General features: G+C 43.3%; 29 protein-coding genes and 1 pseudogene. 5 read left to right on the forward strand and 25 right to left on the reverse strand.

Annotated elements, in window-relative coordinates; all coding sequences use genetic code 11:
* Nucleotides 1-882: 882 nt before the first annotated feature.
* Both ACE4RR_RS04895 and ACE4RR_RS04900 read right to left on the reverse strand, forming a co-directional pair.
* A pseudogene (locus ACE4RR_RS04895) lies at nucleotides 883-1,383 on the reverse strand (recombinase family protein); the annotation flags it as partial.
* A gap of 197 nt (nucleotides 1,384-1,580) precedes the next feature.
* Nucleotides 1,581-2,618: a hypothetical protein gene (locus tag ACE4RR_RS04900; RefSeq protein ID WP_375534284.1), complete on the reverse strand. Its 1,038-nt coding sequence runs from the start codon at nucleotides 2,616-2,618 to the stop codon at nucleotides 1,581-1,583.
* Between the two features lie 513 nt (nucleotides 2,619-3,131).
* On the opposite strand from ACE4RR_RS04900, the gene ACE4RR_RS04905 reads away from it, so the two are divergent.
* Entirely contained in the window at nucleotides 3,132-5,333 is a 2,202-nt protein-coding gene (locus ACE4RR_RS04905) for a 5'-nucleotidase C-terminal domain-containing protein (protein WP_375534285.1), read from the forward strand.
* A gap of 247 nt (nucleotides 5,334-5,580) precedes the next feature.
* On the opposite strand, the gene ACE4RR_RS04910 is transcribed toward ACE4RR_RS04905, so the two are convergent.
* The 6 genes from ACE4RR_RS04910 to ACE4RR_RS04935 form a co-directional block, all read right to left on the reverse strand.
* Nucleotides 5,581-6,555, reverse strand: a complete 975-nt coding sequence (locus tag ACE4RR_RS04910) for a glycerophosphodiester phosphodiesterase family protein (protein WP_375534286.1) — start codon at nucleotides 6,553-6,555, stop codon at nucleotides 5,581-5,583.
* Between the two features lie 372 nt (nucleotides 6,556-6,927).
* Complete coding sequence (locus ACE4RR_RS04915; RefSeq protein ID WP_375534287.1) at nucleotides 6,928-7,119, reverse strand: hypothetical protein; 192 nt, start codon at nucleotides 7,117-7,119, stop codon at nucleotides 6,928-6,930.
* A gap of 45 nt (nucleotides 7,120-7,164) precedes the next feature.
* On the reverse strand, nucleotides 7,165-7,854 hold the full coding sequence (locus tag ACE4RR_RS04920; protein ID WP_375534288.1) for an ABC transporter ATP-binding protein: 690 nt from the start codon (nucleotides 7,852-7,854) through the stop codon (nucleotides 7,165-7,167).
* Nucleotides 7,851-8,231, reverse strand: coding sequence for a GntR family transcriptional regulator (locus ACE4RR_RS04925; protein ID WP_375534289.1), 381 nt, complete (start codon nucleotides 8,229-8,231; stop codon nucleotides 7,851-7,853). The genes ACE4RR_RS04920 and ACE4RR_RS04925 overlap by 4 nt, the downstream gene beginning before the upstream one ends.
* 3 nt (nucleotides 8,232-8,234) lie before the next feature.
* On the reverse strand, nucleotides 8,235-9,047 hold the full coding sequence (locus ACE4RR_RS04930) for a hypothetical protein (RefSeq protein ID WP_375534290.1): 813 nt from the start codon (nucleotides 9,045-9,047) through the stop codon (nucleotides 8,235-8,237).
* 330 nt (nucleotides 9,048-9,377) lie between these two features.
* Nucleotides 9,378-9,812, reverse strand: a complete 435-nt coding sequence (locus ACE4RR_RS04935) for a DMT family transporter (RefSeq protein ID WP_375534291.1) — start codon at nucleotides 9,810-9,812, stop codon at nucleotides 9,378-9,380.
* A 128-nt stretch (nucleotides 9,813-9,940) separates the two neighbouring features.
* On the opposite strand from ACE4RR_RS04935, the gene ACE4RR_RS04940 reads away from it, so the two are divergent.
* Nucleotides 9,941-10,801: a LysR family transcriptional regulator gene (locus ACE4RR_RS04940; protein ID WP_375534292.1), complete on the forward strand. Its 861-nt coding sequence runs from the start codon at nucleotides 9,941-9,943 to the stop codon at nucleotides 10,799-10,801.
* A 242-nt stretch (nucleotides 10,802-11,043) separates the two neighbouring features.
* Nucleotides 11,044-11,568, forward strand: a complete 525-nt coding sequence (locus ACE4RR_RS04945) for a ribonuclease H-like YkuK family protein (protein ID WP_375534293.1) — start codon at nucleotides 11,044-11,046, stop codon at nucleotides 11,566-11,568.
* Between the two features lie 4 nt (nucleotides 11,569-11,572).
* Here the strand turns inward: ACE4RR_RS04945 and ACE4RR_RS04950 are convergent, their stop codons facing one another.
* From ACE4RR_RS04950 to ACE4RR_RS04985, 8 genes are all read right to left on the reverse strand, one after another.
* A complete protein-coding gene (locus tag ACE4RR_RS04950; protein WP_375534294.1) occupies nucleotides 11,573-11,968 on the reverse strand; it encodes a GNAT family N-acetyltransferase in 396 nt (131 codons plus the stop codon).
* Between the two features lie 14 nt (nucleotides 11,969-11,982).
* Nucleotides 11,983-12,429, reverse strand: a complete 447-nt coding sequence (locus ACE4RR_RS04955; RefSeq protein WP_375534295.1) for a DinB family protein — start codon at nucleotides 12,427-12,429, stop codon at nucleotides 11,983-11,985.
* Between the two features lie 14 nt (nucleotides 12,430-12,443).
* Nucleotides 12,444-13,646, reverse strand: coding sequence for a DNA glycosylase AlkZ-like family protein (locus ACE4RR_RS04960; protein ID WP_375534296.1), 1,203 nt, complete (start codon nucleotides 13,644-13,646; stop codon nucleotides 12,444-12,446).
* Between the two features lie 112 nt (nucleotides 13,647-13,758).
* A complete protein-coding gene (locus tag ACE4RR_RS04965; protein ID WP_375534428.1) occupies nucleotides 13,759-14,181 on the reverse strand; it encodes a VOC family protein in 423 nt (140 codons plus the stop codon).
* Nucleotides 14,182-14,196: 15 nt separating this feature from the next.
* A complete protein-coding gene (locus tag ACE4RR_RS04970; protein WP_375534297.1) occupies nucleotides 14,197-14,694 on the reverse strand; it encodes a DinB family protein in 498 nt (165 codons plus the stop codon).
* Nucleotides 14,695-14,716: 22 nt separating this feature from the next.
* Complete coding sequence (locus tag ACE4RR_RS04975; RefSeq protein ID WP_375534298.1) at nucleotides 14,717-15,160, reverse strand: VOC family protein; 444 nt, start codon at nucleotides 15,158-15,160, stop codon at nucleotides 14,717-14,719.
* Nucleotides 15,161-15,250: 90 nt separating this feature from the next.
* Nucleotides 15,251-15,373: a hypothetical protein gene (locus ACE4RR_RS04980; RefSeq protein ID WP_375534299.1), complete on the reverse strand. Its 123-nt coding sequence runs from the start codon at nucleotides 15,371-15,373 to the stop codon at nucleotides 15,251-15,253.
* Nucleotides 15,374-15,388: 15 nt separating this feature from the next.
* Entirely contained in the window at nucleotides 15,389-16,315 is a 927-nt protein-coding gene (locus ACE4RR_RS04985) for a phosphotransferase family protein (RefSeq protein WP_375534300.1), read from the reverse strand.
* 265 nt (nucleotides 16,316-16,580) lie between these two features.
* Between ACE4RR_RS04985 and ACE4RR_RS04990 the strand changes: the two genes are divergently transcribed.
* On the forward strand, nucleotides 16,581-16,781 hold the full coding sequence (locus tag ACE4RR_RS04990) for a Spo0E family sporulation regulatory protein-aspartic acid phosphatase (RefSeq protein WP_375534301.1): 201 nt from the start codon (nucleotides 16,581-16,583) through the stop codon (nucleotides 16,779-16,781).
* Nucleotides 16,782-16,796: 15 nt separating this feature from the next.
* On the opposite strand, the gene ACE4RR_RS04995 is transcribed toward ACE4RR_RS04990, so the two are convergent.
* Nucleotides 16,797-17,279, reverse strand: coding sequence for a VOC family protein (locus ACE4RR_RS04995; RefSeq protein ID WP_375534302.1), 483 nt, complete (start codon nucleotides 17,277-17,279; stop codon nucleotides 16,797-16,799).
* A 163-nt stretch (nucleotides 17,280-17,442) separates the two neighbouring features.
* Here ACE4RR_RS04995 and ACE4RR_RS05000 point away from each other — a divergent pair, with 163 nt between their 5' ends.
* Nucleotides 17,443-17,991, forward strand: coding sequence for a GNAT family N-acetyltransferase (locus ACE4RR_RS05000; RefSeq protein WP_375534303.1), 549 nt, complete (start codon nucleotides 17,443-17,445; stop codon nucleotides 17,989-17,991).
* A 20-nt stretch (nucleotides 17,992-18,011) separates the two neighbouring features.
* Here the strand turns inward: ACE4RR_RS05000 and ACE4RR_RS05005 are convergent, their stop codons facing one another.
* The 8 genes from ACE4RR_RS05005 to ACE4RR_RS05040 all read right to left on the reverse strand — a co-directional run bounded on the left by ACE4RR_RS05005 (nucleotide 18,012) and on the right by ACE4RR_RS05040 (nucleotide 26,293).
* A complete protein-coding gene (locus tag ACE4RR_RS05005; protein ID WP_375534429.1) occupies nucleotides 18,012-19,436 on the reverse strand; it encodes an NAD-dependent succinate-semialdehyde dehydrogenase in 1,425 nt (474 codons plus the stop codon).
* Nucleotides 19,437-19,452: 16 nt separating this feature from the next.
* Nucleotides 19,453-20,730, reverse strand: coding sequence for an aspartate aminotransferase family protein (locus ACE4RR_RS05010; RefSeq protein ID WP_375534304.1), 1,278 nt, complete (start codon nucleotides 20,728-20,730; stop codon nucleotides 19,453-19,455).
* Nucleotides 20,723-21,712, reverse strand: a complete 990-nt coding sequence (gene speB, locus ACE4RR_RS05015) for an agmatinase (RefSeq protein ID WP_375534305.1) — start codon at nucleotides 21,710-21,712, stop codon at nucleotides 20,723-20,725. Before speB ends, ACE4RR_RS05010 begins: the two co-directional genes overlap by 8 nt.
* 13 nt (nucleotides 21,713-21,725) lie before the next feature.
* Nucleotides 21,726-22,664 carry an NAD(P)-dependent oxidoreductase gene (locus ACE4RR_RS05020; RefSeq protein ID WP_375534306.1) on the reverse strand — a complete coding sequence of 313 codons (939 nt, stop codon included), beginning with the start codon at nucleotides 22,662-22,664 and terminating at the stop codon, nucleotides 21,726-21,728.
* A 16-nt stretch (nucleotides 22,665-22,680) separates the two neighbouring features.
* Nucleotides 22,681-24,078, reverse strand: coding sequence for a YjiH family protein (locus ACE4RR_RS05025; protein ID WP_375534307.1), 1,398 nt, complete (start codon nucleotides 24,076-24,078; stop codon nucleotides 22,681-22,683).
* A 355-nt stretch (nucleotides 24,079-24,433) separates the two neighbouring features.
* Nucleotides 24,434-25,318, reverse strand: coding sequence for a LysR family transcriptional regulator (locus ACE4RR_RS05030; RefSeq protein WP_375534308.1), 885 nt, complete (start codon nucleotides 25,316-25,318; stop codon nucleotides 24,434-24,436).
* Nucleotides 25,319-25,371: 53 nt separating this feature from the next.
* Nucleotides 25,372-25,908, reverse strand: coding sequence for a GNAT family N-acetyltransferase (locus ACE4RR_RS05035; RefSeq protein ID WP_375534309.1), 537 nt, complete (start codon nucleotides 25,906-25,908; stop codon nucleotides 25,372-25,374).
* Nucleotides 25,909-25,969: 61 nt separating this feature from the next.
* Nucleotides 25,970-26,293, reverse strand: coding sequence for a winged helix-turn-helix transcriptional regulator (locus tag ACE4RR_RS05040; protein ID WP_375534310.1), 324 nt, complete (start codon nucleotides 26,291-26,293; stop codon nucleotides 25,970-25,972).
* Nucleotides 26,294-26,346: the final 53 nt, after the last annotated feature.

Here is a 26,346-nt window from a genome sequence, read left to right on the forward strand (position 1 = left end):
AAGTTTGTGGCTATTTCTTGCCACCTCACCACTTACTCGTTGGACCGTTCATAACCTCGAGGAGAAATGAAAAAAGAAGTATTGCTGGAAAATAGCTGTTAACCAGCAAACTCAGGAAGTGATAATGTACCAGTAATTGTTGGATCTACTAAAACGGTCATTGATACAACTGCGGTAAGCTCCCAACCACTTGGTGTAGGAACAAATCCTTTACCAAACGAGATTGATGTAGATTATAATGATCCCTTTCGGGTCGGCCCCTTTTTGGGGAGCAGTAAATCCTTCATAGATGACTCTCTGACGAGTCCACCAAGTCATTGACATTTATATTATTAGTTAATAACAAGCGAACTTCCTACTATAAATAGGCGGTTCGCTTTTACTATTAGGAATAGATGCCATAAAACGGAGACAATAAGAAACAGATTGTGCCGTTTTAAGAAACACGGTAAATCTAATAAAAGATTATCAAAGAATATGAATGGACGTCTTCTTCATTTGATCGATGGATCAGTCTTTATAGACACTCCGGTTCCTTCAAAGAAGAAGTTAATCGCACACCCGAATACACTAAACCTTCGAAATAGACACCCTTATCTAACGGTTAACTTCGAAAATGGATTTGTTGATTAGTATCTTATGAAAACCGATGTAAACATCTCAAATCTTTTACTACCGACTGAAGAAGTTAAGTAAGTAAAATGGGTCTCAAAGTATGAGATCGTCCATATGATTTCAGAAGGTTTATTTATTCCTTATCATCGTCGTTTATTGAATGAATGTTTGATAGGAGAAACAACACGGGAGCGCCCAACCAAAAAGAATGTTAGTAAAAACTATAGGAATTGTACAATGTTCTCATATTGTTGTACTCTGTTATTTTCACTGTTTTCTAGCCTCTCTGTAAAGTGTAGCTCTGCTTATTTTATATGTCTCACAAATTTGGTTTACGGTTAGTTCATTTTTATCCCTGTTCTGAAAATCATCTAAGGCTGATTCTAAACCCTTATGGTTTTTTGTGTACGTTTTCGGTCTCCCTTTGTATACCCCTCTTTCTTTAGCTTTTTCAATCCCTTCTAATTGCCTTTCTCGAATCATGTCTGCTTCAAATTCTGCGACACCTGCAAGCATCGTTATCATGAACTTTCCAATCGGGGTTTGTGTGTCTACTTTCTCCCCACCCATATTCAGCACCACGAGGAAAACCCCTTTATTATTTAAAAAATCAATGGTGTTAAGCGCATCTTTGGTACTTCTGGCAAATCGATCTAACTTCGTAACCACAATGGTGTCTCCATCACTTACGGTATCCAGCAGCTTATTAAATTGCTTTCGTTGGTCCATTGAACGACCACTAATTTTTTCTTTGAATATTTTTTCACAACCAAACTCTTTGACTCAACTTGTTTTGTAAACCTGAAGATAATTCTCCATTTCTTCCTTGTACATATGGCGACATTAGATAGTAAAGAATAAAAGTCGATGTCCTTGAATACCCTCACTACTGTTACATGAGAATCAACAAAATAGTTCGTATTTCCTTCTCGTTTGGTTTCATTCCTCTGTTTTCAGCCTTGTCCTTACATTATACGAGAATTCTCTTTCATAATTTTTTCTGCTGATTTCCACAACCGCGGCAGAAAATCCACCATTTTATAGCTTCGGGCCTTCATATCTTCACTTGTATGGATGCCAAGATCGGAGACGATGGCTTTAAATGCGGGCAAGTGTTGCTGCTGTTGCTCCTCGGTGGCATCAGCTGCCAAGATCATGTGGCAGCGTGCAAAGGTAGCAACCATCCAGAAGATCGCTTCTCGGTGAAAACCAGCTTCTATCAACTTCCGGCTGCCGTCAATCGCGATCGGTCGCGATTGTACTGATATGTCACTGCTGAAAAAGAATGGCGTCTCAGATAGTTCAGCTGCGGTGTCATAGGTTCGGGCCAGTTCGCCCAAGTGGTACTCCACTTGTTCCCTGGTAAAATCCACACACCCGAGTAATGACAAGAGCTCAGGGTATAGATCGAGCTGATTGTAGTCCTGCAGGACCTCCTGTACCTTTAGATAGCGGAGGCGGACTGTAGGATTTCGGAGTGCTGCGACCAGAAGTAGATGTGTAGTGATACCTGTCGGAAAAAGCCACCCTGTTACTTGTTCATGAAACGGTTTGGAGAGATTATTAGAACGCAGGCCGAGTTCAATTCGTTCTTTTACTATCTCGCAACGTTGTCTTACCGAGGATATAGTGTAGAATTTTTGTTCGACTTCTTTCTGCAGCGGTCGAAGCTTTCCTTGGGGGTCTGTGATAATGTTATTTACGCGGAGGCTGTTCGCTAAATGATAATTGTTCAGTACCTCTTCTGTTGTCCGAAATTGGGAAGCGGCCAGATAAGAGACTTCAAGCAGCACTCCTTCGTAAACAAATTTTCCAGGCTTTAATGGCGGGTCTGCAAAGCTGGTAACAACCATAATATCGAGATCTGAGTCTGCCGGAAGCTCCTCCTCTGCTTCCAGATCCATTACTGAACCGCTGAAAAAAGCTCCACGAAACCATGACTCGCCGCCCACCTCTTCTTCCACCCACTTTTGTGCTATCGATTTTGCCGCTTCCACCTTCATATTTTTTCTCCTCCGATCCTAATGGTATGTTGTTCCATTATCTCTTTATTCATTGCCATCGGTCAAAAGAATTCAGGATTATTTTGAATAGAAGTGGAGCTTGTTTCCATTTTATCGGCAGAAATCTCAGGTTGTTCAGCGAAAATCTCTTTTCCATCAGCGAATGACTCGAATTGATCAGCGGGTTTTCGAAAATTATGGGCGAAAAATCGAAAATCATCAGCGGAAACTTTCGTAACATAGGCGAAACGAACGTTAGTCAGCCCGGTAGACTTAAGGGATTTTATCCTGCATCTTTACTCATGATTTTTACAATTTGTAAAAAGAAAGGGGATATTGCCAAAATGTAAAGAATGGTTTCATAGGGAGTATAAACAGCTCTCGGTCTTTACTTCAGAACTTCTCTTCTATTCTACATAATATTTTTTCCATAGCTTTACACTCCATTAATAGTAGTCTGATAGATTGAGAGAGGATGAAGAAAGACAAATTTACTAAAGATGAGGTGGTTCGATGCGGAAACGCTCAAAGGGAATTATTGGTTTTGGGCTGGCATTATCAGTTGGAGCATTCGGTTCTTTTGCAGCGAAGGCTGATGCGGAAAATATTGATGTGCAGCTTCTCAGCCTGAATGATTGGCATGGCCAGATTACAAAGGAAACAGCCATTGATGTCGGCGAGGACGAGGTCATGGTCGGAGGTGCTGATTACCTGGCCACCCATTTAAAGGAGTATGAAGCAGATAACGAAAATACGTTGACAGTGCATGCCGGCGATATGATCGGAGGCTCTCCGATTATTGCTTCCGCTTTTCAGGATCAGCCGGTCGTAGAAATTATGGAAGCGATGGAAGTAGATATCGGCACAGTCGGAAATCATGAATTTGATGAAGGCATCGAAGAATTTCAGCGCATGGTGGAAGGCGGAGATCATCCGGATGTTCCGGAAACGGAAGGCTACGATGGCATGAATTTTCCAAACATCGCTGCAAATGTATATGATTCCTCCACCGATGAATTACTGCTTAATCCTTATCATATCGAAGAAATTGATGGAGCTAGAATCGGTTTTATCGGAGTTGCCACTACAGATACGCCGGGTATGGTAAAGGTGCAGGGCAACGAGAATCTCGAAGTCCGTGATGAGCTCGATGCTATTAATACATATGCGGATGAGCTGGTCGATGAGGGTATAAGCGCGATCGTCGTTCTTGCCCATAATCCTGCCTCGCAGCAGGATGCCGAGTTTTCCAACGAAGTTGTAGATGGAAAAACGATCGCGAAGGCAGAAGGCGGAACAATGATTGAAGATGTCGGCGAATGGGAGGAGGAGCTCCATGATGAAGTGGATGTCATTTTCGCAGGACACAACCACGAAACCGTAAACTCCACCATTAAAGATGATGTGCAGGTCGTTCAGGCATGGGAATACGGATACGCCTTCGGAGCAGTCGATATCGAGATTGATCCAGACTCAGGCGATATCGTGAGAGAGGCTACGGAAGCGGAAGTGGTGTACAACACACACGACGTCGAACAAGACCCGGAAGTAGCGGAAATCATCGCTGAATACGATGAGCTGATTGAACCAATTCAAAATGAAGTAGTCGGCGAAAGCCTTTATGACTACGAATCAAACCGCTATCCATTCAACGACCGTGCTTATTCAGATCATGCTATCGGCAATTTGATCGCTGATTCGATGGTTTGGTCGATGGAATCTGACTTTGGAATCATGAACGGAGGCGGTGTCCGGGCCGGGCTGAATGCCGGGGAAGTTACCTTCGGCGATTTATATACGATTCAGCCATTTCAGAATATGCTTCAGAAATTCACAGTGGACGGCACAGGGCTCCGCGAAATTATGAATAATCAAATTACGAGCTACGGCCTTGATTATTCAATTGCCGGCTTTCAGTACACATATCGCTATGATCATGATGCCCAGCAGGGCGAGGTTGTCGATATTATGCTGCCGGACGGAACCCCGATTGAAGACGACGAAACCTACACCGTGACTACAAATGACTACAGTTTCCTCGCAGACAATATGGATGATTACGCAATTGGTGACAGCGAGGTTGGCGATATTGACTCTGATGTACTTCGGGATTACGTAAAAAATGAAGTGAAGACAATTGACATGAAGCCGGAAGGCCGTATCATGCAGGTCGGAGAACGTTTCAATGATGTCCCACTCGATAACTGGGCAAACCCATATGTGTTTGACATGTCATTTAACGGTCTGGCAAAAGGTACATCCGAATCAATGTTTTCTCCCCGGACGAAAATAACACGTGCTCAGTTTGCGTATATGCTCACAAGATCTCTTGGTCTCGAAGCTTCCGGCGATGCTCCATTTGACGACATCACCCATCTTGCCCAGGAATCACAGGATGAAATTGCAGCGGCATATGAAGCAGGTCTTGTCATCGGAACATCATCCGACACATTCGAGCCGCATAAGCAGATTAAACGCTCTCAGATGGTGACGATGCTCATGCGTGCCTATGAATATGAAAATGGAGAAGCCCACGAGCCTGCTTCCGAGGTGTTTAAAGATACCGATCATTTAGATGAAGAAATGGCCGCTGCCGTAGAATCTGCGTATGAGCTAGGTTACATTGACGGCTATGACGGAGATGAGTTTAAGCCGAATAACACAGCGACTCGTGCCCAATCTGCCAAAGTCCTGTCGTTGTATCGGCTAAAATAAAATGTACATGGCAGTCTCCCTTTTGGGAGGCAGCCATATTTTGATTATTGTGCTGATGAGCTTGCGTCATGTGTTGTCGAGTTATTATAGATCGCTGATGATTTTCAAAATTTCGCTGATCAATTTCGATTTACCGCCGATCAATTTAAAAAACTCGCTGATCAATTTCGAGTTTTCGCCGATCAATTTAAAAAACTCGCTGATCAATTTCGAGTTTTCGCCGATGAACCCCTGCCTGCTGCTTCATTTAATCACGAATTGACGGAGCGATAATATCAATACGGTTCGTCCAGATCCCCCCAGAAAAATCATCAGGCAGCCGTTCCATATCCTTCGCAGAATCAAAGCCTTCTGACCAGCCGCCATCTCCTGCAACAACAATTACCCTGGTGCCGGCGGCCTCCATACGATTTAAAAACTTATCCGGCCATCCCCATATCCAGGGAGCAAATTTTTCTGGAAGATGGATCTGCGTATTATGGCATGAATCAGGGACGTAACCGGACCACCCCACTCCAATGTAAGGCAGCATACAGCTTTTCAAAGATTCCATCGACATAACGCGCATGTCCGGCATGTCCTCATTCAATGCTGCAATCGGCTTGTCCCCCCCATAAACTGCAAGCTGCTTCGTACGGCTTTCTGGCAGCTCTTTCAAATATTCTGCGAGCTGATGTCCTTCTTCTCTTTCATTACTTTTTATATGTATCAAAAAGGATTCGTCCGGAAAACTCGATACTACCTCATCAAGCGAAGGCATCATTCCAATCCCTTTTCCACGAAACGGATAGGTCTTTCCATCATCTGCTGTATATCCGTAGCCGACATCGAGCTTTCTCAACTCATCCATCGTATAATCCTGCGTCGTACCTCCTGAGTCCGTGCGGCAATCGAGCCCGGCATCATGAAAAACTGCAAACTGGCCATCCTTTGTCGGCATAATATCAAACTCTACAATATCAGCTCCAAGCTCAAATGCTGCCTCCATCGACGGAATTGTGTTTTCCAAATAAGAGTGTTCCGGTTGAAATATACGCTCTGCCGTACATGTATCAGACTCTATATTTTCCATAGAGAATGGTTGCCCAAGTCCGCGATGCGCCAGCAGTAATGGATCTTCGTTGCGCTCCTCTGCAAAAAATGAGCTGTTATTTACATAGATAAAGATAATTAGAAGCAGCAGCCCTGTCACGAACCATTTCAATCTTTTTTTCCATTTCAAATGAGTATCCCCTATTCATTGTTTAAGTCCCCTCTATGGTTTTTGGGACCACGGTTCAACGATCCCGACAATCGTTCGGCCATTTTTTTGATGGTAGGCGGAGATTACGTTGTCACTGATTTCCTGTTTTGTCAGCCGTCTCGAACGGCTGTCTGATAATTTAAATCCGAGGAAAACCTCTTTATAAGTTACTTTTGAGAAATTTTACTTGAAATATGCCCTGTCCTCTGTTTTAACAGTAGGGTTTTCGGCACTGCTTCCGAGAACTCTTATTATTTCTATATGTTTGTTATTGTTAAAATAAGCTGCCTGGTTATAGAAAGAAGGCTGAGTTCTTCCATGAATCCCTGTGATATATAAAGAAATCTCACCCTACTCCCTGTTTATTTTTTTTATAGCTTCAATAAAGTCCTGCTCGTCGTTGTAGTTAAGAGAAAGTGGAACAAAGGTGCCCTGTAAGTGCTCATATTTCTGCTGAAGTGAGGATAACTTGCGTTTATTTCTACCGACAACAATAACAGTATATTGTAGAGCAAGAAAATAGGCAGCTGCACTGCTTTGCATTCCACTGCCTCCTATGATGAGTACATTTTTCATAATGCCTCATTTTTACTGATACACCTCCGTCATCCATTCGACGATGCCCTGCCCTTTTTCTGAACGCAGTTCTTCCACATTATGATGACCGATGATTTTCCCATCCTTAATGCCGATTACTTCATCTAATATCATCTCAATCTCTTTTATTTCATGAGTGGTGATCAATACGATCTGCCGTTCTAAATCAATGTATGAAATCAGGCTTTTCACAATTGAATCTCGCACCATTGGATCCAGCCCTGAAAGCGGCTCATCCATCAAAATAATTGGAACATCCCGCGACAGAGCTAAAACAATTTTAAACCGGCCACGATTACCTTTTGACAAATTTCTTAATTTGTCTTTTTTCTCCAGCTTCATGAAAGACAGCATGGCCATAGCCTTCTGTTTATCAAAATCTGGGAACTGCGAGGCATAAAAGTCCATCATGCCTCCAACAGTATAAAATCGGTAGTATTCATCCAACTCGGATAAATAAGACACTTGAGAGGCAATTCGGCGATCGACACGTCTGCCATTTACTAATACTTTTCCTCGGGTCGGCTGATTAAGCCCGGCAATCAGCTTCAATGTTGTAGATTTCCCACTACCATTTTCACCGACGAGGCCAATAATTTTCCCAGTTTCAAGTGTTAGATCAACATTATCCAATGCCTTCTTCGATAAAAAACGCTTTGTTACACCTTCCATTTTTATCATCTTAAGTCCTCCTTCGTCTGCTTAAAAAAATCAGCAATTCCTGCTTTAATTTCCTCTGCTGTATACCCCATATCACGCATAACTCCTATAAAATACGAGATTTCCTCCTGCTTTAAACGCTCCCGCATCGATTCCAATATGGCCGGATCCTCAGTCACAAATGTTCCCTGGCCTCGTCTGCTTTCCACGATATTTGATCCCTCCAGTACCTGATACGTCCTTTGAACAGTATTTGGATTCACATTTGACTGCATGCCCATCTCACGCACTGAGGGCAGCTTTTCGCCGGGCTTCAAATCCCCTCGCAGAATCTGCCGGTTGATACGATCAGCTAATTGCATATAAATTGGACTCGTTGATTGAAAATCCTCGCTCATCGCCTACACCTCAACTTTTCTATCCAAGATCCAGCATGAAAACACAAACAACAGGATCGTCACAATTGTTTCATACACGTAGTTTCCTGCATAAAACATTCCATTTTCGTTGGTGGGAGCCGCATCCATAGAAAACCCGCCGCTTTGAAAGGAGCCAGTATTTCCATGATCAAGCCAAAAGAGGACATCTGTGATTTGAAAGGCACCCCATTGGGTTAGAAAGCTGTATACCTGAGTGTCCGCGAACCAGCCGATTAATGTTAACGTAATGATTCCGAGCACAATGGTTAAAAATATACTCAAAATTGTTGGCATGGAGCGTTTGATGAATAAAAAGATCATCCAGAAAAATACGAGCCACATGCTGATGCTGATAGATAGCAGTACTACATGGATACCGATAAAACCGACAGCGCTCCACCAGTCAGCCCAGTTTCTTCCCATCAGCACTTCCGGAGTGAAAGAGACCGAGATTGTTAATACCAGTAGAATAACTGCAATCGTTACAATCTGATTCAGTAAGCCGGAAGCCAGCTTTGCAGAAATGAGGCTCTTACCGGAAGCAGGCTGATGCATCCAGATGTGTAGCCGTTTCGTGTCTGATCCAAAACTGAAAATTAAATAATAAGCCAGGTACAATACCATCGCCACTAACGAGACTGCACTAAAAGCAAGTAACGTTTCTGATAAATAGCCGGATCTATTTCCAAAAAATCCAGCAATAGCACCGACGAACAGGAACAGCCCTATTGCAATCCAGAACGCCGGCTGCCCTAAGCGTATTTCCTTTTTAACTAAATTTGTCCAAGCATGCATTTCTTCATCTCTCCTTTAAGTATCTGTGTACTAATAAAATAGTACACTAATACTTAATGACAGTCAATATTAAAAAACACCATTCTTATTGAACAGTGTTTTTTTTACTGAAATGCTGGATATTCTCGGCGTGCCGTCTGTGCTGAGAGCGGCAGATGTAGGGTGCTGGAGCATTCCGCTGATGATTTTCGAATTTCCGCCGATGATTTTCGAGATTTCGCTGATCAATTTGAATTTTCCGCTGATGAATTTCAAAATTTCGCTGGTGAGCCATCACTTTTCGCCGATTCACGTAAAAACAAAGTGTCATCTTTCTTTACTTTTCTGCAATTATCCTTTATAAAACAACAGCAGAGATAGTCCCATAAAAACCACTCCACACAGGCGGCGAATGGTAATCGGATAGGAGACGCTACCAAACATTCCAAAATGATCAAGTATCATTCCAATAATGACCTGTCCAAGTATGGCCGCTATTAGTGCTGAGCCTGCTCCAATGTTTGGAACACTCCACACCATGATAAATATGTAGGACGCCCCTAATGTTCCTATAAATAATTTCCACCATGAAAGGGATAAGGCTGCTGACAAATCCCCCTTCCCTAAAAATAAAACAAAGATAAACAGTACGACCGTTCCTGTTCCATAAGCGAGAAAGGATGCCTCCACAGTGCCTACTTTTTTCCCGATTTCCCCGTTAACACCCGCTTGAAAAGCAAGAGCTGCTCCGCCAACCAGGCTGAACAATAAAAAAAACAAATTCATTTTTCATTCTCCTTCTCCTGATAACAAACCCTTTTTGTTTTTATGGTACTATCAATATGACATCATTAATAATGAATACTTTAAATGCAAGGCATCAATTAAAATGATGGGGAAGGGTTGATAAAAGGATGGAGCTTGGAGATCTAGAGGTATTCAGCGTAATTGCCGAGGAAAGAAGTATTTCTAAAGCGGCTAAACGGTTGAATTATGTACAGTCAAATGTAACGGCGAGGATTAAGCGATTAGAAAATGAGCTTCATACTGAATTATTTTACAGGCACTCGCGAGGCGTTTCATTGACTTCATCGGGAAAAACACTACTTACATATGCCGAGAAAATATCTGCCCTCACAGATGAAGCTAAAAAAGCCGTCAGTGATCACACGGAGAGCGGCCCTTTGGCTGTTGGTTCTATTGAATCAACTGCGGCTGTAAGACTACCGGTCATTATCAATAAATACATGAGCGATTTTCCCGCTGTTGATTTCTCCCTGAAAACTGGAACAACTGAAGAATTGCTGAATGATATATTAGAATTCAAGCTGGACGGGGCATTTGTCGCCGGTCCAGTAGGCCATCCTGAGCTTCAAGGGCATTTATTCGTAGAAGAAGAGCTTGTCCTTCTTTCTGATACGGAGCATACGAAGATTCAATCGCTCCAGGATATGAATGACCGTACTCTGCTTATTTTAAAACAAGGCTGTATTTATCGGAAACAATTGGAAACCTGGCTGAGTGCGGAAGGTATTTTTCCGAAACGAAAGATGGAATTTTCTACCCTGGAAGGGCTGTTGGGATGCTTAAAAGCAGGGCTCGGAATATCTCTTTTATCCAGGCACTATGTTGTTCAGATGCATATGAAGGAAACACTGCAATGCTTTACTGTTCCTGCTCCATATCAACGAGTCTCCACCGTATTCATACACAGACGTGATGTGTTATTTACAAAGGCTCTTCAGTCTTTTATGGAAAAAATAGACGTGCTGTAAGAAGGGCGATTATGAGCAGGACTTATAACTGATCGGGCTCCCGATCAGCGCTTTTAACCAATGTATCGGCGAAACTTTAAAATTGATCAGCGAATTTTTGAAAATCATCGGCGGAGAATCGAAAATCATCAGCGAAATTTCAAAATTCATCGGCGAAAACGCAAATTACTATTCTTCCTTTCCAAATAAATAAATGGTCTGTTTTTCCTCTTTTTTCTATATCCATATAAAGGGGGAAAAGTATGAGTAAGCAGCTGCGTTTTTATAATCTATCCAAAGATGATATGACTTTTTCGGAAGTTTACAAGCATATAGAATCCTTTATTGCAGCAGAGCCCAGAGGCCGTTACCGTTTGATGATCGGCACCGATTCCCAGACTCATAGTCGGTCGACCCGGTTTATTACCGGAGTTGTTATCCGACGTGAGGGAAGGGGAGTGTGGGCGTGTGTACGAAAAAAAGAAGTCAGACGGGTAATTGTGAATCTGCATGAAAAGATGTCGATGGAAACACACCTGACAGAGGAAGTCGCCCAGCTTTTTACTGCAGCCAAAAAACAGAGGTTGGTGCAGTTGATTCTGCCGCATATTAAGGAAGGCAGCTCTTTTACTTTTGAAGGGCATCTCGATGTCGGAAATGGAACTAGAAACAAGACGAAAGTGTATGTAGAGGAAATGATGGAGCGCCTAACCATGCACGGGATGAAAGCGCGGGTAAAGCCTGATTCATTTGTGGCTTCTAGCTATGCAAATAAATACACGAAATAATTAGTCAGGTAGATCGCTCCCATACTCCGCCAGAGCCAGCCGTGAATCCGCATGATTGATAAAATCTGGTATGCCGTGAATCAAAGGTCACCGTGACTATTTCTAAACCATACCGTTCAGATTCTTCAAGAAGCGCTTGAACTATCTGCATCCCTAATCCTTGACCCTGATATTCAGGATCTACGATAATGTCTTCCATATAACCATGCTCAAGGCCCATTCCACACACATAACCAAACGCAATCAGCCTGTTTTGGTCATCACGGGCTCCGGCCCAAAAATTACACCTTTCAAATAACTCAGGGTAATCCTGCCCGCGCCTTCCCCACCCTACCGATTCTCTTAAATCAGGCACTTCATTATTTTCGATTGTAAGGTTAATTGTTATATTATATTTCACAAGGAAACACCCTTTTACTGTCGTAAATTTCTTCCAATGAGATTCGCTGAAACGGGAGGCATTCCCACCTCTCTCGACCAAACCGATAACTGGCCGATATGATGGATCTCATGAGCTATAACGTGACGAATCACTTCAGCGTGAGTAAACTCTGCCAATGTTTTATCTTCCTCAGCAGCAGTCCATCGATTTATATAATCGAGAATTTCAACCTTGCAATCTTCTGATAATTTTTTCACGTCATTCAGTGAAGGAAAGTCCTCCTTATTAAAATGAAATTCGGGTTCTCCCTGAAGTCCTTTTATCCAGGCATGCTCTATATCGACGATATGAAATAGAGTATGCAGAATAGTACCCATTCCACCGGTGCGCCGGCGATGAAGCTCCTCTTCTGAAATAGTTTCACACCAGGCAAACCATTCTTCTCTCACTTCCCAATTATATTGAAAAAATAATTGCATATCGTCTCTCCTCCTTAAAATACTATTTCCTGCAGCAGGAAATCAGGTTCTGTCTGCTCAATCACAATGCGGTCTGCATGATGAAATTTAGCAAAGGAGAGCAAAGAGGCAGCTGTTTCATTAATAAGTGTTTGGTCAATTGTAACGTGTTCCTCAATCTGCAGAAGTTTTACGACTAATGTTTTTTCCTGTTTCAGCAGCTTAGGGTTCATTCTGCCGATGAGAGAATCTCCAAATAATATCGGCATCGCGTAATAGCCGTAGATTCGCTTAGAAGCCGGCATATAAATTTCCCACGTATACTCAAAATTAAAAATATCCTTTAGGCGCGGTCTCCTCCACAGCAGATTATCAAGCGGAGGGAGAAAAGTAACCGTCGTATTCGTCGTTTCCTTTCGTTGTTCTTCATTTAATTCAACAAGTCTCAACACATCTTCTCTCAAAATAAAATACTCTTTTTTGACTTCCGGTATATGTAACGGCACAATAAAATCCTCTTGAAGAAGCCTGTCACGGATGGTTCTTCTTTCTTTGGCTGACGTCTTAAACCAGCCAAAGCGGGGATCTTCAAAATCAAACACTCGGTAGGCACGCATATATTTATTCAACATTGCTTCTTTCGCATCCTCAAGGCTGATTTCTTCTGCATTAATTAAGTACGGGGCAGGTATTTTGTGCTCTGGGATTGTAAAAAATTTTTCGCTCCCGTTTCTTTTAGCTATTGTGATTTTCCCAAGATCGAAAAGAATATTAAGCGCCAATGTCGTATCTTTTGTGGTAGCAGTTGTCGTATCCCAGTAACCTTTCACTCGGTTTGAGGACTTAAAGGCACGTGATGGCAGCGGACCTTCTTCTGCAAGACGGGTCAATATCATATCCATTACCTTTTCTAAGGCGGCGTCTGGTTGACGTCTTTCGCGGTAACGCCTGCGGACCGGCTCAAAAATTGGGTAATCTTCCACTGGTATAACACAGGCGGCATTAGCCATGTACTCAAATACGTCACCTTCTGCCAGCAATGGTTCAATCTGTCCAATAGAATAGTGAGAATTTCTTGCGAAGAGGACGAGGTCATGGTTTCTTGCCGCAGCAGCAACGGGATCCAGCTGCACACATTCCAGTTCCTTAATAATGATTAAAACATCATTTGTATCCCGCTGCAATAACTGCTGTTTTTCAAGCAGCAGCCTTCGGACGGCTGATTTTTGAATATCCATTTCGTCTCACCCCTCCACTATTAATTTCTACATTTTTCTGCTTCCTCCTCTTTGTTATTATTAAAGCAAAAATAGAGACAGGAATTATTCCCTCCCGTCTCCATACTTTTCATTATTCCTGAGGTGCTGCATGCGCATCCATGTAGAATATTTCCCAAAGGTGACCATCGATGTCCTGAAAGCTTCCTCCATACATAAAGCCTGCATCTGTCGGAGCTTTAGATGATTGAGCCCCAGCAGCAAGAGCTTTATTAACCAATTCATCCACCTCTTCCTTGCTGCTCACCGAAAGTGCAGTAATTGCCTCTGTCATCCGTGATGTGTCGGCAATTTCTTTGTCAGTAAACGTTTGAAAGAATTCTTCTTTTAACAGCATCGCATAAATATTTTCCCCTATAATCATGCATGTTGCATTTTCATCGGTAAACTGCTGATCAAATTCAAACCCTATCTTTGTAAAAAATTCAATGGACTCATTCAAATCCTTCACGGGTAAGTTGACAAAAATTTGGTCTACTTTTGCTGTCAATCGAATCAACCTTTCTATTATTTATTGTTCGTCAGCGCTCGGCCCGTATATACCGGGTACTGGAACGTCAAGTAGACGAAGGTACACAGTAAGCTGGGCGCGGTGATGATACCAGTGGTTTAACATAATCGTGCGGACCATTGAATATCTTGGCCCTGACATAATTGTTTTCCCTTCATGAGTCATTCGCCATTCCGCTGCTAAATCTTTTTCCGACCAGGAAGTCAGGATCTCCTCGGCTTTGGTCACACTTTCTTCAAATCTCTTTAGAATTTCCTTAGTGGATTCTGCTTCCTCAAGTGGAACCTCAGGTACTTCCCGGGATAATTCACGAAAAAATTCGCTTAATTCCCCTGGTAAGATTGCAACATGCAATGCAAGCTGCCCGAGAGTCATGGATTTCTCATGGGGAGTCCAGCTCAACCGTTCTTCGGGGAGACGTTCAAGAACCTTTCGAGTTGATTCAGCTTCATTAACCAGCTCCTCTTTAAGCATCAATGTCATAAAGTTATCGGTCATTTCATCACCTCCTTGCAGAGTGTCAATTATTTTTTTCTCCTTGGTAAGTAGAAACGTGCCAGCTGACATTAAATTGATCTGTGACCTGCCCATACGCCGGGCTGAAAAATGTTTCGTCGAGTTCCATCGTCACGTGTCCGCCTTCTTTCAGTTTCTCAAATACTTCCTTTGATTTTTCCACACTGTTCATTGTCACCGCGACAGTTACTTGATTTCCTTCTTTCAACGGCTGCTGATGCGGTCCTGGAAATGTATCCGATATCATCAGGTCGGTTTCTCCGATTTTTAAGTAAGCGTGAATAATATGATCTTTGACAGCATCCGGTATCGGAGTTTCCGGATTTTCGGGCAGGTCCCTGTACGTTTGTACACCCAACACCTCAGCATCAAGTGCTTCTTTATAAAAATTAATTGCTTCTCGTCCACGGCCATCAAAGATAAAATATGGATTTATTCCTAAAATCATTTCACTCACCTCATTTTAATATTATTGTTGGTAAAGGGCTCGCCCGCAAGATATATCCTACATCACTGAATTTCGTTCACTCATTTTCTCCTATCTGTCATCGTCCAGGTCGTCTGAAGTATCTGCATCCGGCTTCGTATATTGCTTCAGCTTATTTCTAAATAGAAAACCAGCAATGGCAATCGCAATGGCAATCATTAAATATACCAACACCTAAAACCTCCTTTTCTATGTATCTTCCCATCGTTCCAATAGACTTAACATATAGCGGTCCATTCGTTCTATCATCAGTTGGTCCGTAAGGTGCGCCAGACCAAAGGCCGGCCATCCAGGATAAACGGCAGGAGGGGTGACAGAATAAACATTTATTAACGATAAAATATCCCAGTATGGATGATAAATATCAGTAGCTTCCCCTGCTTCCGATTGATATGCTTCTAAAAAAGCGTCCGCTGTTTCGACTCCATACATCATTGCCAGGTTCCAGCGGCAATGCCCAATATCTATCCCGGCAGGTCCGCGGCAGGCATTCACCCAGTCCACCACTCCGCTCACTTTATTGTTTTTCCACAGTACATTCGCCGGGTGATAATCCCGATGAATAAAACAAAGCTTCGTTTCCGGTCGCGTAACGTTCACTATTCGAAAAATACGCTTCCATTCATCAGTAAAATTAGACCAGGCAGGCGGCTGAAGAGTATGAAGATCAGTATATGTAAAATAATCCCATCTGAAATCACCGGCATCTGTATGGTGAATTGAAATTAAAGAACCTGCCAGCTCCTTAATCCATTGATTCATATCGAGAGGACGTAATTCTACCTTTCCTTCTATCCTAGTCATAAGCAAAGCAGGCATGCCGGCTCCGCTGCCATCTTCATCAAAGTCTACCAACAAAGGAGCAGGAACTTTTATACCCTCCGCTTTCTGTAATGCTCTTGCCTCATGAAGGGCAAGATCCGGCTCTATTTTCAGCCAATCTTTATTGTTTACCAGGCGGAGCACATAATCTTTTTTCCTCTCTCCTTCCTTTACCGTCAGCTTCTGAACAAGAGAGGACATACCTCCTTTGAGTGGATTTACTGAGAGTAGTTCTGCCTGTGGCCCAAGAGCTTTTAATGACCAGCTCAGTGCTTTGTTTTCCCTACTATTCATAAGCTTCCTCCTGCCGCCGAATGAAACTTTTACGAGTTTATCAAATATTTCATAAAGCTCTCCTAATTCGTTATCTTATTAATCATATTTTTTATAATACTTAAACTACAATTCTATTAAATAAAGAAAAAATATTTTTTCTTTATTTTACAAAATGATGACAATTTTATTTAGAGACAATTTTCTACAAGGTATTTAATCTTCATCCGATATGATGGGTGATGTGCTTTTACGCAACTACTCATTTATTGGAGGAAATGAAATAATGGAAATGATTTATAACAAATTTAAACTTTTGAGTCAGATTCAAGTGAAAAAAAGAGAAATGTATAGAAAAGCCAAGCAATACGGGTTGACGGATGCTAGAGTAGTTGCGTGCAGCCAAGAACTCGACACGCTACTTAATACATATCAAAAAATACAATTTAAGCGGGTGCAGCTGCATTCGACTCTTCACCAGAAATAGTCTTGTTTTTAATTTTTATTGTGAATAAGCCTTTTTCAAATCTACTATGTTAATCTTTTTCATTTGCAGCATCGCCTGCATGACCCGTTCTGCTTTTACAGGGTCCGGATCCTTCAAAAGGGTATATAAAACATTGGGAACGATCTGCCACGAGACGCCGAACTTATCTCTGAGCCAGCCGCATTGTTCGATCTCCCCGCCGTCTGATAGCTTTTCCCACAGCTCATCCACCTCTTCTTGAGATTCGCAGTCTACCAAAAAGGAGATGGCAGGGGTGAAAGAGAAATGCGGCCCACCATTAATAGCAACAAAGGACTGCCCTTCAAGTTCAAATGTTACCGTCATGACACTTCCCTTTTTTCCTGGTCCGGCTTCGCTGTAGCGTGAAATATCAACGACCATTGAATTACTGAAGATAGAAATGTAAAAAGCTGCTGCTTCCTCTGCCTCTTCATCGAACCAGAGATTTGGCGTAATTTTATTGTTGAAGATTTTCATCCTGATTACCTCCTGAATTATTAACCCCACGATTTTTTCCCAACCTAAGAATAGAATTCGTTTTTGTCCCGGCTATATCCTTCTCATGCATTCTGAAAAAGCATCTAGTGTTTGCGTAAGGTTATGTTATAATTTGGTTTACTTTTGAAAGGGGGTGGCCGTTATGGTTAAGATTTTACAGACCGAGCGATTGCTTCTGCGTCCATACAGACTCGAGGATGCACCTCGCGTTACGAAGATTGCCAATGATGAAAGGATTGCGGCCACTACGCTTGCGATTCCTCATCCCTACCATTTAGAGGATGCGGAACGCTGGATTAAACAGCATCCAGCTGTAGTAGAGAACGGGGAGGCTTATCCTTATGCGATAGTGAAAAAAGCTGCTAATGAATTGATGGGCACCGTTACCATCCGTGTAGATCAAACGCACCATAATGGAGAGCTGGGATATTGGATAGGAACTGATTATTGGGGGAAGGGATTTACTACTGAAGCGGTCCGGCGCATAATGGACTTTGGCTTCCATGAATTAAGGCTTCAGCGGATATTTGCACCGATCATGAGAAAAAATACAGCCTCTGCAAAGGTGCTTCAGAAAGCCGGCCTTTTTTACGAAGGGACGCTGCGTAATCATATTCTGAAATGGGGACAGTATGAAGACCTGGATTATTATGGGAAGCTGGTAAAAGATAATGAACCTGCCGAAGATTGATTTTCCGGCAGGTTCCTAAATTATTCGATATTTCCGATGGAAACAAATTTATCTTCTAAATATTCCTCCATCCCCTGACGGCCGCCTTCTCTTCCGATTCCGCTTTCTTTAACGCCTCCGAATGGAGCTTGTGCGGTCGTTGGGATAGGATCATTGATGCCGATAATGCCGTATTCCAGACCATCCATTACCCGGTTGGCACGGCCGATATCCTTTGTGAAGCAATAGGCAGCCAATCCGTAGTCACTATGGTTTGCCCGCTCCACTGCTTCTTTTTCCGTGGTGAATGTAAATACCGGGGCGACAGGACCGAATGTTTCCTCCGTGGAAATCAGCATGCTGTCTTTGGCGTCAGCAATGACGGTCGGGGTGTAAAATTTATCACTCGTACAGCCTGAAGCCTGCTCTCCTCCATACATTACTGTTCCACCTTTTTGCACGGCATCCGCGACATGCTCCTGAACCTTTTTCACAGCTCCTTCATCAATAAGGGGACCGATATCTGTTCCATCTTCCAGCCCGTTTCCGATTTGAAGCTCTTTGACGCGGGCGGTGAATTTTTCTAAAAATGTCTTTTCGATAGATTTCTGGACATATATACGATTAGTACATATGCAGGTTTGACCGGCATTGCGAAACTTACTGTTCACGACGCCCTCAACGGCAGCATCGATATCTGCATCTTCAAACACAATAAATGGCGCATGGCCGCCTAATTCCATTGACATTTTTTTCACAGTGGCTGCTGATTGTTCAATTAACTTTTTGCCCACTTCCGTGGAGCCGGTAAATGTAATCTTACGTACCTCCGGGCTGCGCATTAACTCGCCAACAATTGGAGAGGCGGAGCCAATCAAAAGGTTAAGCACACCTTTAGGCAGTCCTGCTTTATCAAAAGCTTCTACAATTTTCATGGCCGACAATGGCGTTGCAGAAGCCGGCTTGACGATGATCGGGCATCCTGCAGCAAGTGCCGGAGCTACCTTTCTCGTGATCATGGCAACCGGAAAATTCCACGGAGTCACTGCTGCTACGACTCCGACTGGTTCTTTGAGAACCATCAGCCGCTTCGAGGAAGAGGAGGCTGGTATGATTTCTCCGTAAGCTCGCTTTGCCTCTTCAGCGTACCACTCTAAATAGTCGATGCCTAAACCGATTTCTCCTTTGGCTTCCTTAAGGGGCTTTCCCATTTCCGCCGTTAAAATTTCAGCTAGTTCTTCTGTCTGTTCACGCAGAATAGCCGCTGTCCGGAGTAGAAAGGAACTTCTCTCTTTTGCGGTCGTTTTTTTCCACCCTGGAAAAGCAGTGGATGCGGCCGCCACCGCTTTTGCTGCATCTGTTTCATCTGCTTTTGCCGTCTCCTGGATAAGTTCATTTGTCGCTGGATTTATTACCTCCATCGTTTGTTTTTTCTCTGCGTCTGTCCACGATCCATTGATATACAACATTCCCACCGACTCCTTACTTAGAAAGTAATGTTTCCTTCAAAAAGTGTATCACACGATCTATTTCTTTTCGTTTCACAGTAGTCGGAGCAATAAAACGCAGCACGTTTTTATTTACGCCGCAGCCCAGAAGAATAATACCCTCTTCCAAAGCTTTATCCCGAATGTATTGAAGGAGCTGAGAATCTGGATTCCCGTTCTCATTTGTCAGTTCAATCCCAATCATCAGCCCAAGACCCCGCACTTCGCCGATCTGACCTGTCTGCCCGGCAAGCTTTTTCAATTCTTGAAGGAAATAAGAGCCCTGTTCCGCTGCGTTGGCTATGCCTTCTCGTTCTAAAATACGAATCGTGGAAAGAGAAGCGGCGCATGCGACTGGATTACCACCGTATGTGCCGCCATGCGTACCGGCCGGCCACTGCTCCATCAAATCGCGGCGGGCGATAATCGCGCTTAATGGAAAACCGGAGGCAATTCCCTTGGCCAGCGTTAAAATGTCCGGCCTGATTCCATAATGCTCATAAGCAAACATTTTCCCGGTCCTGCCAAAGCCGGTTTGAATTTCATCAAAAATAAGTAAAATACCATGTTCATCACAAATACGGCGGATTTCTTTCATAAATGGCACCGGAGCCGGCAGATAGCCGCCTTCACCCTGTACCGGCTCCATCACCATCGCAGCGACATTTTCCGGATCGATTTGATAAGAAAATAACTCGTGGATCGTTTCAAGACAGTGGTCGACCTCTTCCTGTTCAGTGCGGTTGTTTTTAAACGCATACGGATAATCGGCAAAATAGACACTCGGAAGCAGTCCCTCATAATCCTTGCGGTGGGCGGCGCTCGATCCGGTGATCGAGGTAGTCGCCATCGTTCTGCCGTGAAAGCTCCGCTTAAAGGAAATAATCGCCGGGCGCTTCGTCACTTTCTTGGCAAGCTTCATGGCCCCCTCATTTGCCTCTGCGCCGCTGTTGCTGAAATACACCATCTGAGAGCCGCCGTTCAGTTCATTTAACTTTTCAGCAAGCTCAATATAGGAAGGATAATAGACGACATTGTGACCGCCGTGTATCATCTCTTCCATTTGTTTTTTCGCCGCCTCGACCACCTCCGGGTGATTGTGGCCGACATTAGTGACAGCGACACCGCTGGCAAAATCGAGATATTCTTTTCCGTCTTCTGAAATGAGGTAATGTCCTTTGGCTTTGACAATACCTAATCGTGTTGCCCGCTTTGCAATGGGAGGCAGAACCTGATCTGCTCTTTCCTCCAGAGAAACTGCAATTTTATCCATGTCTGTGCTCACCTGCTTTCACAACGGATTCCATTTTTTCTTTTTTCATGACGGCGATCAGCGCCGCCATCTCAAAAACAACGTTTGCTCCAAGGGCAGACGTAATATCACTGTGGTCATAGGAAGGTAAAATTTCTACCACATCAAAACCGATAAACCGGATGCCGGTTAAACGCCTCAGTATATATATAGCTTCCCTTGATAGAAGACCGCCAACCTCTGGGGTCCCAGTACCAGGAGCACAGGAAGGATCAACGAAATCCACATCAAATGTCAAGAAGGCAGGATAGTTTCCAACACGGCTTTTAATTCTTGCGATGGCCGCGTCCCAGCCGATTTCCAGCAGCTCATCACCGGTGATAACCTCATAGCCGAGGTTTTTTGCTCCATCTACGTCCACCGGATCATTCACAGAGCCGCGGATTCCAACCTGAATCGAACGGGAAGTATCAATCAGCCCTTCTTCTACCGCCCGCCGAAAAGGGGTTCCATGCGTATATTTCTGGCCGAAATATTCATCTGTCGTATCACAGTGGGCATCAAACTGTACTAAAGCAAGCGGACCATATTTTTTGGCAGCAGCTCTCAGTTCCCCGAGGGTAATAGAATGATCTCCTCCGACCGATATTGGTATGATTCCTTTTTCAAATACCGGCGTTAGTGTCTTTTCAATATTGGCATACGTATCATGAATTGATCCGGGCACGACCGGAACATCACCGAAATCGACACCGGAAAGGTACTCAAACAGGCCGATTTTATGAAAATATGAATACGACCGTACTAATGAAGAAAAATTCCTTACAGCCTGTGGTCCAAAGCGTGTACCCGTCCGGAATGTAGCGGCCGTATCAAATGGAATTCCGGTAATCATAAAATCTATATCATTGAGTGTATTTACATGATGAAGTCTCATAAAGGTGCTGACACCACTGAATCGTGGTGTTGCGAATGTATTATCCTGCGTGTATTTTAAATCCATTAGTACTCTCCTTTTAGATTACATTTGTTAAATTTTGATGCTGATCATTACGGAAGGCCATATAATTCTTATAAAATAATGCCAGCGTTCGATTAATATATTGATCGGTTTTAGAAGAGAAATGCGGCGTCACGATCACTTTTTTATGCTTCCATAACGGATTCTCACGCGGCAGCGGCTCGCTATCAAATACGTCAAGTATGGCAAGCTCTATTATCGATTGGTCTAACGCCTCTGCAAGCGCACTTTCTACTACCGCATCTCCACGGCCAACATTCATAAATACCGTACCGCGCTTCATCTGCTGAAATGCAGTATCGTTAAAGATACCTATTGTCTTCGGGGTGGAGGGCAGGACAGAGCAGACGATATCCGACTGCCTGAACAGCTCTCCTCTGTCTTTTAAAGCATAGGTTTGATCGAAACCTTCAATTGCCTGGCCGTTACTGTTCATACCGAGTGTAGTCATTTGAAAAATGCTGGCTTTTTTGGCGATTTCTTTTCCAATGCTGCCGGTTCCGAGTATACCTATCGTTTTACCCTCGAGCTCGGAAGCGGTTACCTCACTCAGCCACGATTGTTCTGACTGAGCCTTCGTCAAGACCGCTATCTTTTTGAAATGATAAAGCAACATGCCGATGACATATTCACTGATCGGCTTGGCATGAACTCCATGGGAATTTGTCAGCACCACCTCTCGTCCTTTTAGGTAAGCAAGCGGTACTGTTTCAATGCCAGCGCTCATAATATGGACGTATTTTAAAGCCGGCAGCTCGGCTAACTCCTTTTCGTACAGCTCATCATCATAATTTCCATAGCTGATAATTACTTCTGCCCGGTGTTTTTCTTCCTTCGTTAAATCCTTAATTTTTTTACAGATTATATGTTCACCTGTTCTTGTCTCAAGCTCAGCCTTGTATTCAAGTAAATCTTCATGGGTGGCAATAATCATTCATACATCCTCCTATTTAATAGAAAAACATATTCGCGGCAAGCACTGTCACGAGCAGGGTAATGATGGTTCGTTCGAGAAAGATCACGAACAGCTCGCCGATACCGACCGGAATTTTAGAACGTAGCAGCAGGACACCGATCTCTGACATGTAAATTAACTGGTTCACAGAGATAACCGCAATAAGAAACCGGGTCAGTTCACTTTCAATGCCGCCTGCAAAAATCACGGGAAGGAACATGTCAGCGAACCCGACTAATAATGCTGGAGCCGCAGCACTTGCTTCCGGCACTCCGAGTACCGTCAATAGTGGAATGAGCGGGTAGGAGAGGAAAGTAAATATCTCCGTATACTCAGCAGTGATTAAAAAAATGGTACCAACAGCCATAACAACTGGTATCAAACCAAACCAAATATCAGCCACGATGAAAGCGCCTTTGCTGAAAATATCCTTTGGTCCTTTCACGTTTTGTGCTTTCTTTATTCCCTGTTGAAGACCAAACTGTAAAGAGTTCATTCCAACTGGCCTTTCTTCTATAATCTGTTTACCTGCTTCTTCGTCATAGGTGTCCGCTTTCCGCGATAATGGCGGAATTCTCGGACAGATGACAGCCGCAGCAATCCCACTCAGCACGACACAGAAGTAAAATTGTAAAAATATATGCTGCAGTTCAACAAAGCTGATAATAATGACTGTAAAGGGAATGGAAGCAACAGAAAACGTTGTAGCAATTGTAGTAGCTTCTCTTTTCGTATAATATCCTTCTTCATATTGTTTCGTCGTAATTAAAACCCCAAGTGGACCGTTTCCCACCCAGGATGCCAGTGTATCGATCGAGGCTCGTCCGGGCAGTCGAAACAATGGTTTCATAATTTTCCGAAATTGATTGCCGACAAATTCCATCAGGCCAAACTCTGTGAGAAACGGGAGGAAAAATCCGGCCGCGAGAAAAAATGTGCCGAGCACTGTAATTAAGCTAAATAGAATCGTTCCTCCGGTCGCTTCCGAATGAATTACAGCCGGACCAGCCTCAAGTATTGTCAATACCGCAAATACAGCTCCGGCAGTCCTGAGCAGTATGGAAAAAATACTTACTTTGAAAATGCTCTGTAGCTGCAGGTTATTTTTGAACCAGGCCGGCTGATACAGCTTAAAAAGAATACTTATCCCTGCGGAGAAACAGATCGCGTACGTCATAATCGCCGGAAGACTGTTTCCAAAAAAGCCTTCGAGCCAGTTAGCCAGGGCACCCACCCCGATCGTAACAGCTTCTTCCTGTGGGTATGGTACTAAAAACAGCAAAACCCCAACAAGAGATGGCAGTAAAAACATCCACAACCCCTTTTTAGAGTATGACTGCTCCTGCTTTTCCCCTGGACGTTCCGCATTCACCTGTTTGTTAGCTAACGACAAAAAACCACCTCTTCTCTAAAAATTAACTCTCTCCTTTTAATGAAATTTTCTGATTTCTCTATCTACTTAAATCGTACAGGCAGAAAGGCGATACGTTAACTAGATGTCTTTAATGGCTCCCATTAATTTTTTCTATGGAAGAATTTCTTCTTAAAGAAAAGCCTGGCTTATCGCCTAATAAAGATCTTGTTTTATATTAAGAAAAGCACTTATAAAATAAATGTAAGTACAAAGAAAAAATGTCTGCAGCCCAATAAAATAGGCCGCAGACAGTCACTTCACATTGGCAGGTGGAACCCTGAGAGGAATTGATTTTTTTAAAGAAAAATAAAAAAGGGCCTGCCTCAGGACAGGCTCAATTGTAATCTTCAAAAGATTCAGGCCAATGATTGATGATTAAATTCTTTAAAGATTTGATGTTTGGTTCCTCTGCTTTATCTTTTAAACAGATTAGAGAGGTTTCTATAGTAATGGGTGGAGCTTCCAAGGGGACTTTCACGAGAAGACCTTTCCTTAATTCATGCTTTACTAAATTTTGACTTACCAGCCCTAGTCCCATTTTATTGATGATCGCTCGCTTCACTCCTTCTTCACTGCCAATTTCGATTTTTGTAGCAGGCTGTAAATCTATATCGTGTAAAAATCTGTCCATTTCCCGTTTATAATGACCCTCCACTTTATAGTGAATATATGTAAGCTCACTGATAGGTGTGGAATTAGTAAGTAGCGCAGGGGAACAGACAAGCAGCAGTTCCTCTTCTTCTAAAATGATATTATGAACTGCTTCGGAAGATAACACACCGCTGATAATGCCAATATCGTAGTGATTGCTGTAGACACCATCTATCACGTCATTGCTGTGGCAGGAATGCAGCGCCAAAAAATTAGCAGAATGGAGCTCATTATAGTTAGCAATGATCTGCGGAAAGTAATGAGTACAGTAAAATTCAGAGGCGGCCACTCTCACCTCCCCATATGGATCGTATAACGCCTCAAAATCCTCATTGATCTCTTCAATGACCTCTAATAATTTTTCCGCCTTCTCTTTCAAAATTTCTCCGGCTGGTGTGAGAATAATTTTATTATTTATCCGGTAAAACAGTTTTTGATTCAGCTCTTTTTCTAACGAATGAATCTGTGCGGTTACCGTAGGCTGGGCAAAATTAAGCTCCTCTGCGGTACGGGTAAAGTTTAAGTGGCTGCTTGCTGATAAAAATGTTTTTAAATTTCGAATGTTCATCCTTAATCTCTCCATCACTGACAGCACATTTTTCCATCATCCACTAACTGCTGTCAAATCCGCTTTCGTTCTAAGTCCACCTCGGCGCTGTCCATGCCGACTACATCACTGCGGCGTTCATACAGCTCGACATCCTTCCAGCTCCCCTTCAGCTGGCCGATCCGCTCTCTGACACCAACCCTGCGGAACCCGGCTGCTTTATGGATTTTTATGCTGTTCTTATTTTCCGGAAATATTCCTGCCTGCAGTGTCCAATAACCTTCCTTTTCCGTCACGCGGATCATTTCCTGCAGCAGAAGAGTGCCGACTCCGCGCCCTCTTACTTCATCGCGGATATAGATGCTTGTTTCCCCGACCCCGTTGTAGACCTCGCGATTGGAAACAGGGGAAATCGCTGCCCAGCCAAGCACACGGCCATTGCTGTCATCTACCACAACCATCCTGCAGACAAGATCATGTGTCGCGGACCAAATCTCCCAGGAGGGTGCTTTCGTTTCAAAAGTCGCGCTTCCGGTTGCAATTCCCATTTTATATATTTCTTCGACCTGCGGCCAGTGCATCTTCTGTAATCGTTCAACCGTATGTTCCATCGTAGCCCCTCTTTTTAATTTGAATTGTGTAATTTTCGGCGGGGCCTGGCCCCAAAAAAGCTTATGTCCACTTTGCTCCCCAAAGCTTCATTTCTTTGGTGATTTTATGCAGTTCCTGTCCTTTTTGTGTCAGCGTATATTCTACCTTTGGCGGAACAGTTGGATAGACGGTCCGTGTAAGAATTTCACTTTCTTCCAGATGCCGGAGTGTATCTGTTAACGCCTTCGGACTGATATGAGAGATAGATTTCTTCAGCTCGCCGAATCGTCGGGTTCCTTCGAATAACTCTTTTAACACAAGAAAAGACCATTTCCCACCGATGACATCAAGCGCCTTTTCAATCGAGCATTCGACATTTTTTAATTCCTGATCTGTTGTTTCCACTGTCAATCCCCTCCCTTTTCTATCAAATTTGTACTTACTATCTTTTTTATACT

The sequence above is a fragment of the Alteribacillus sp. HJP-4 genome (assembly GCF_042139015.1).
GTDB lineage: Bacteria > Bacillota > Bacilli > Bacillales > Marinococcaceae > JBHIKY01.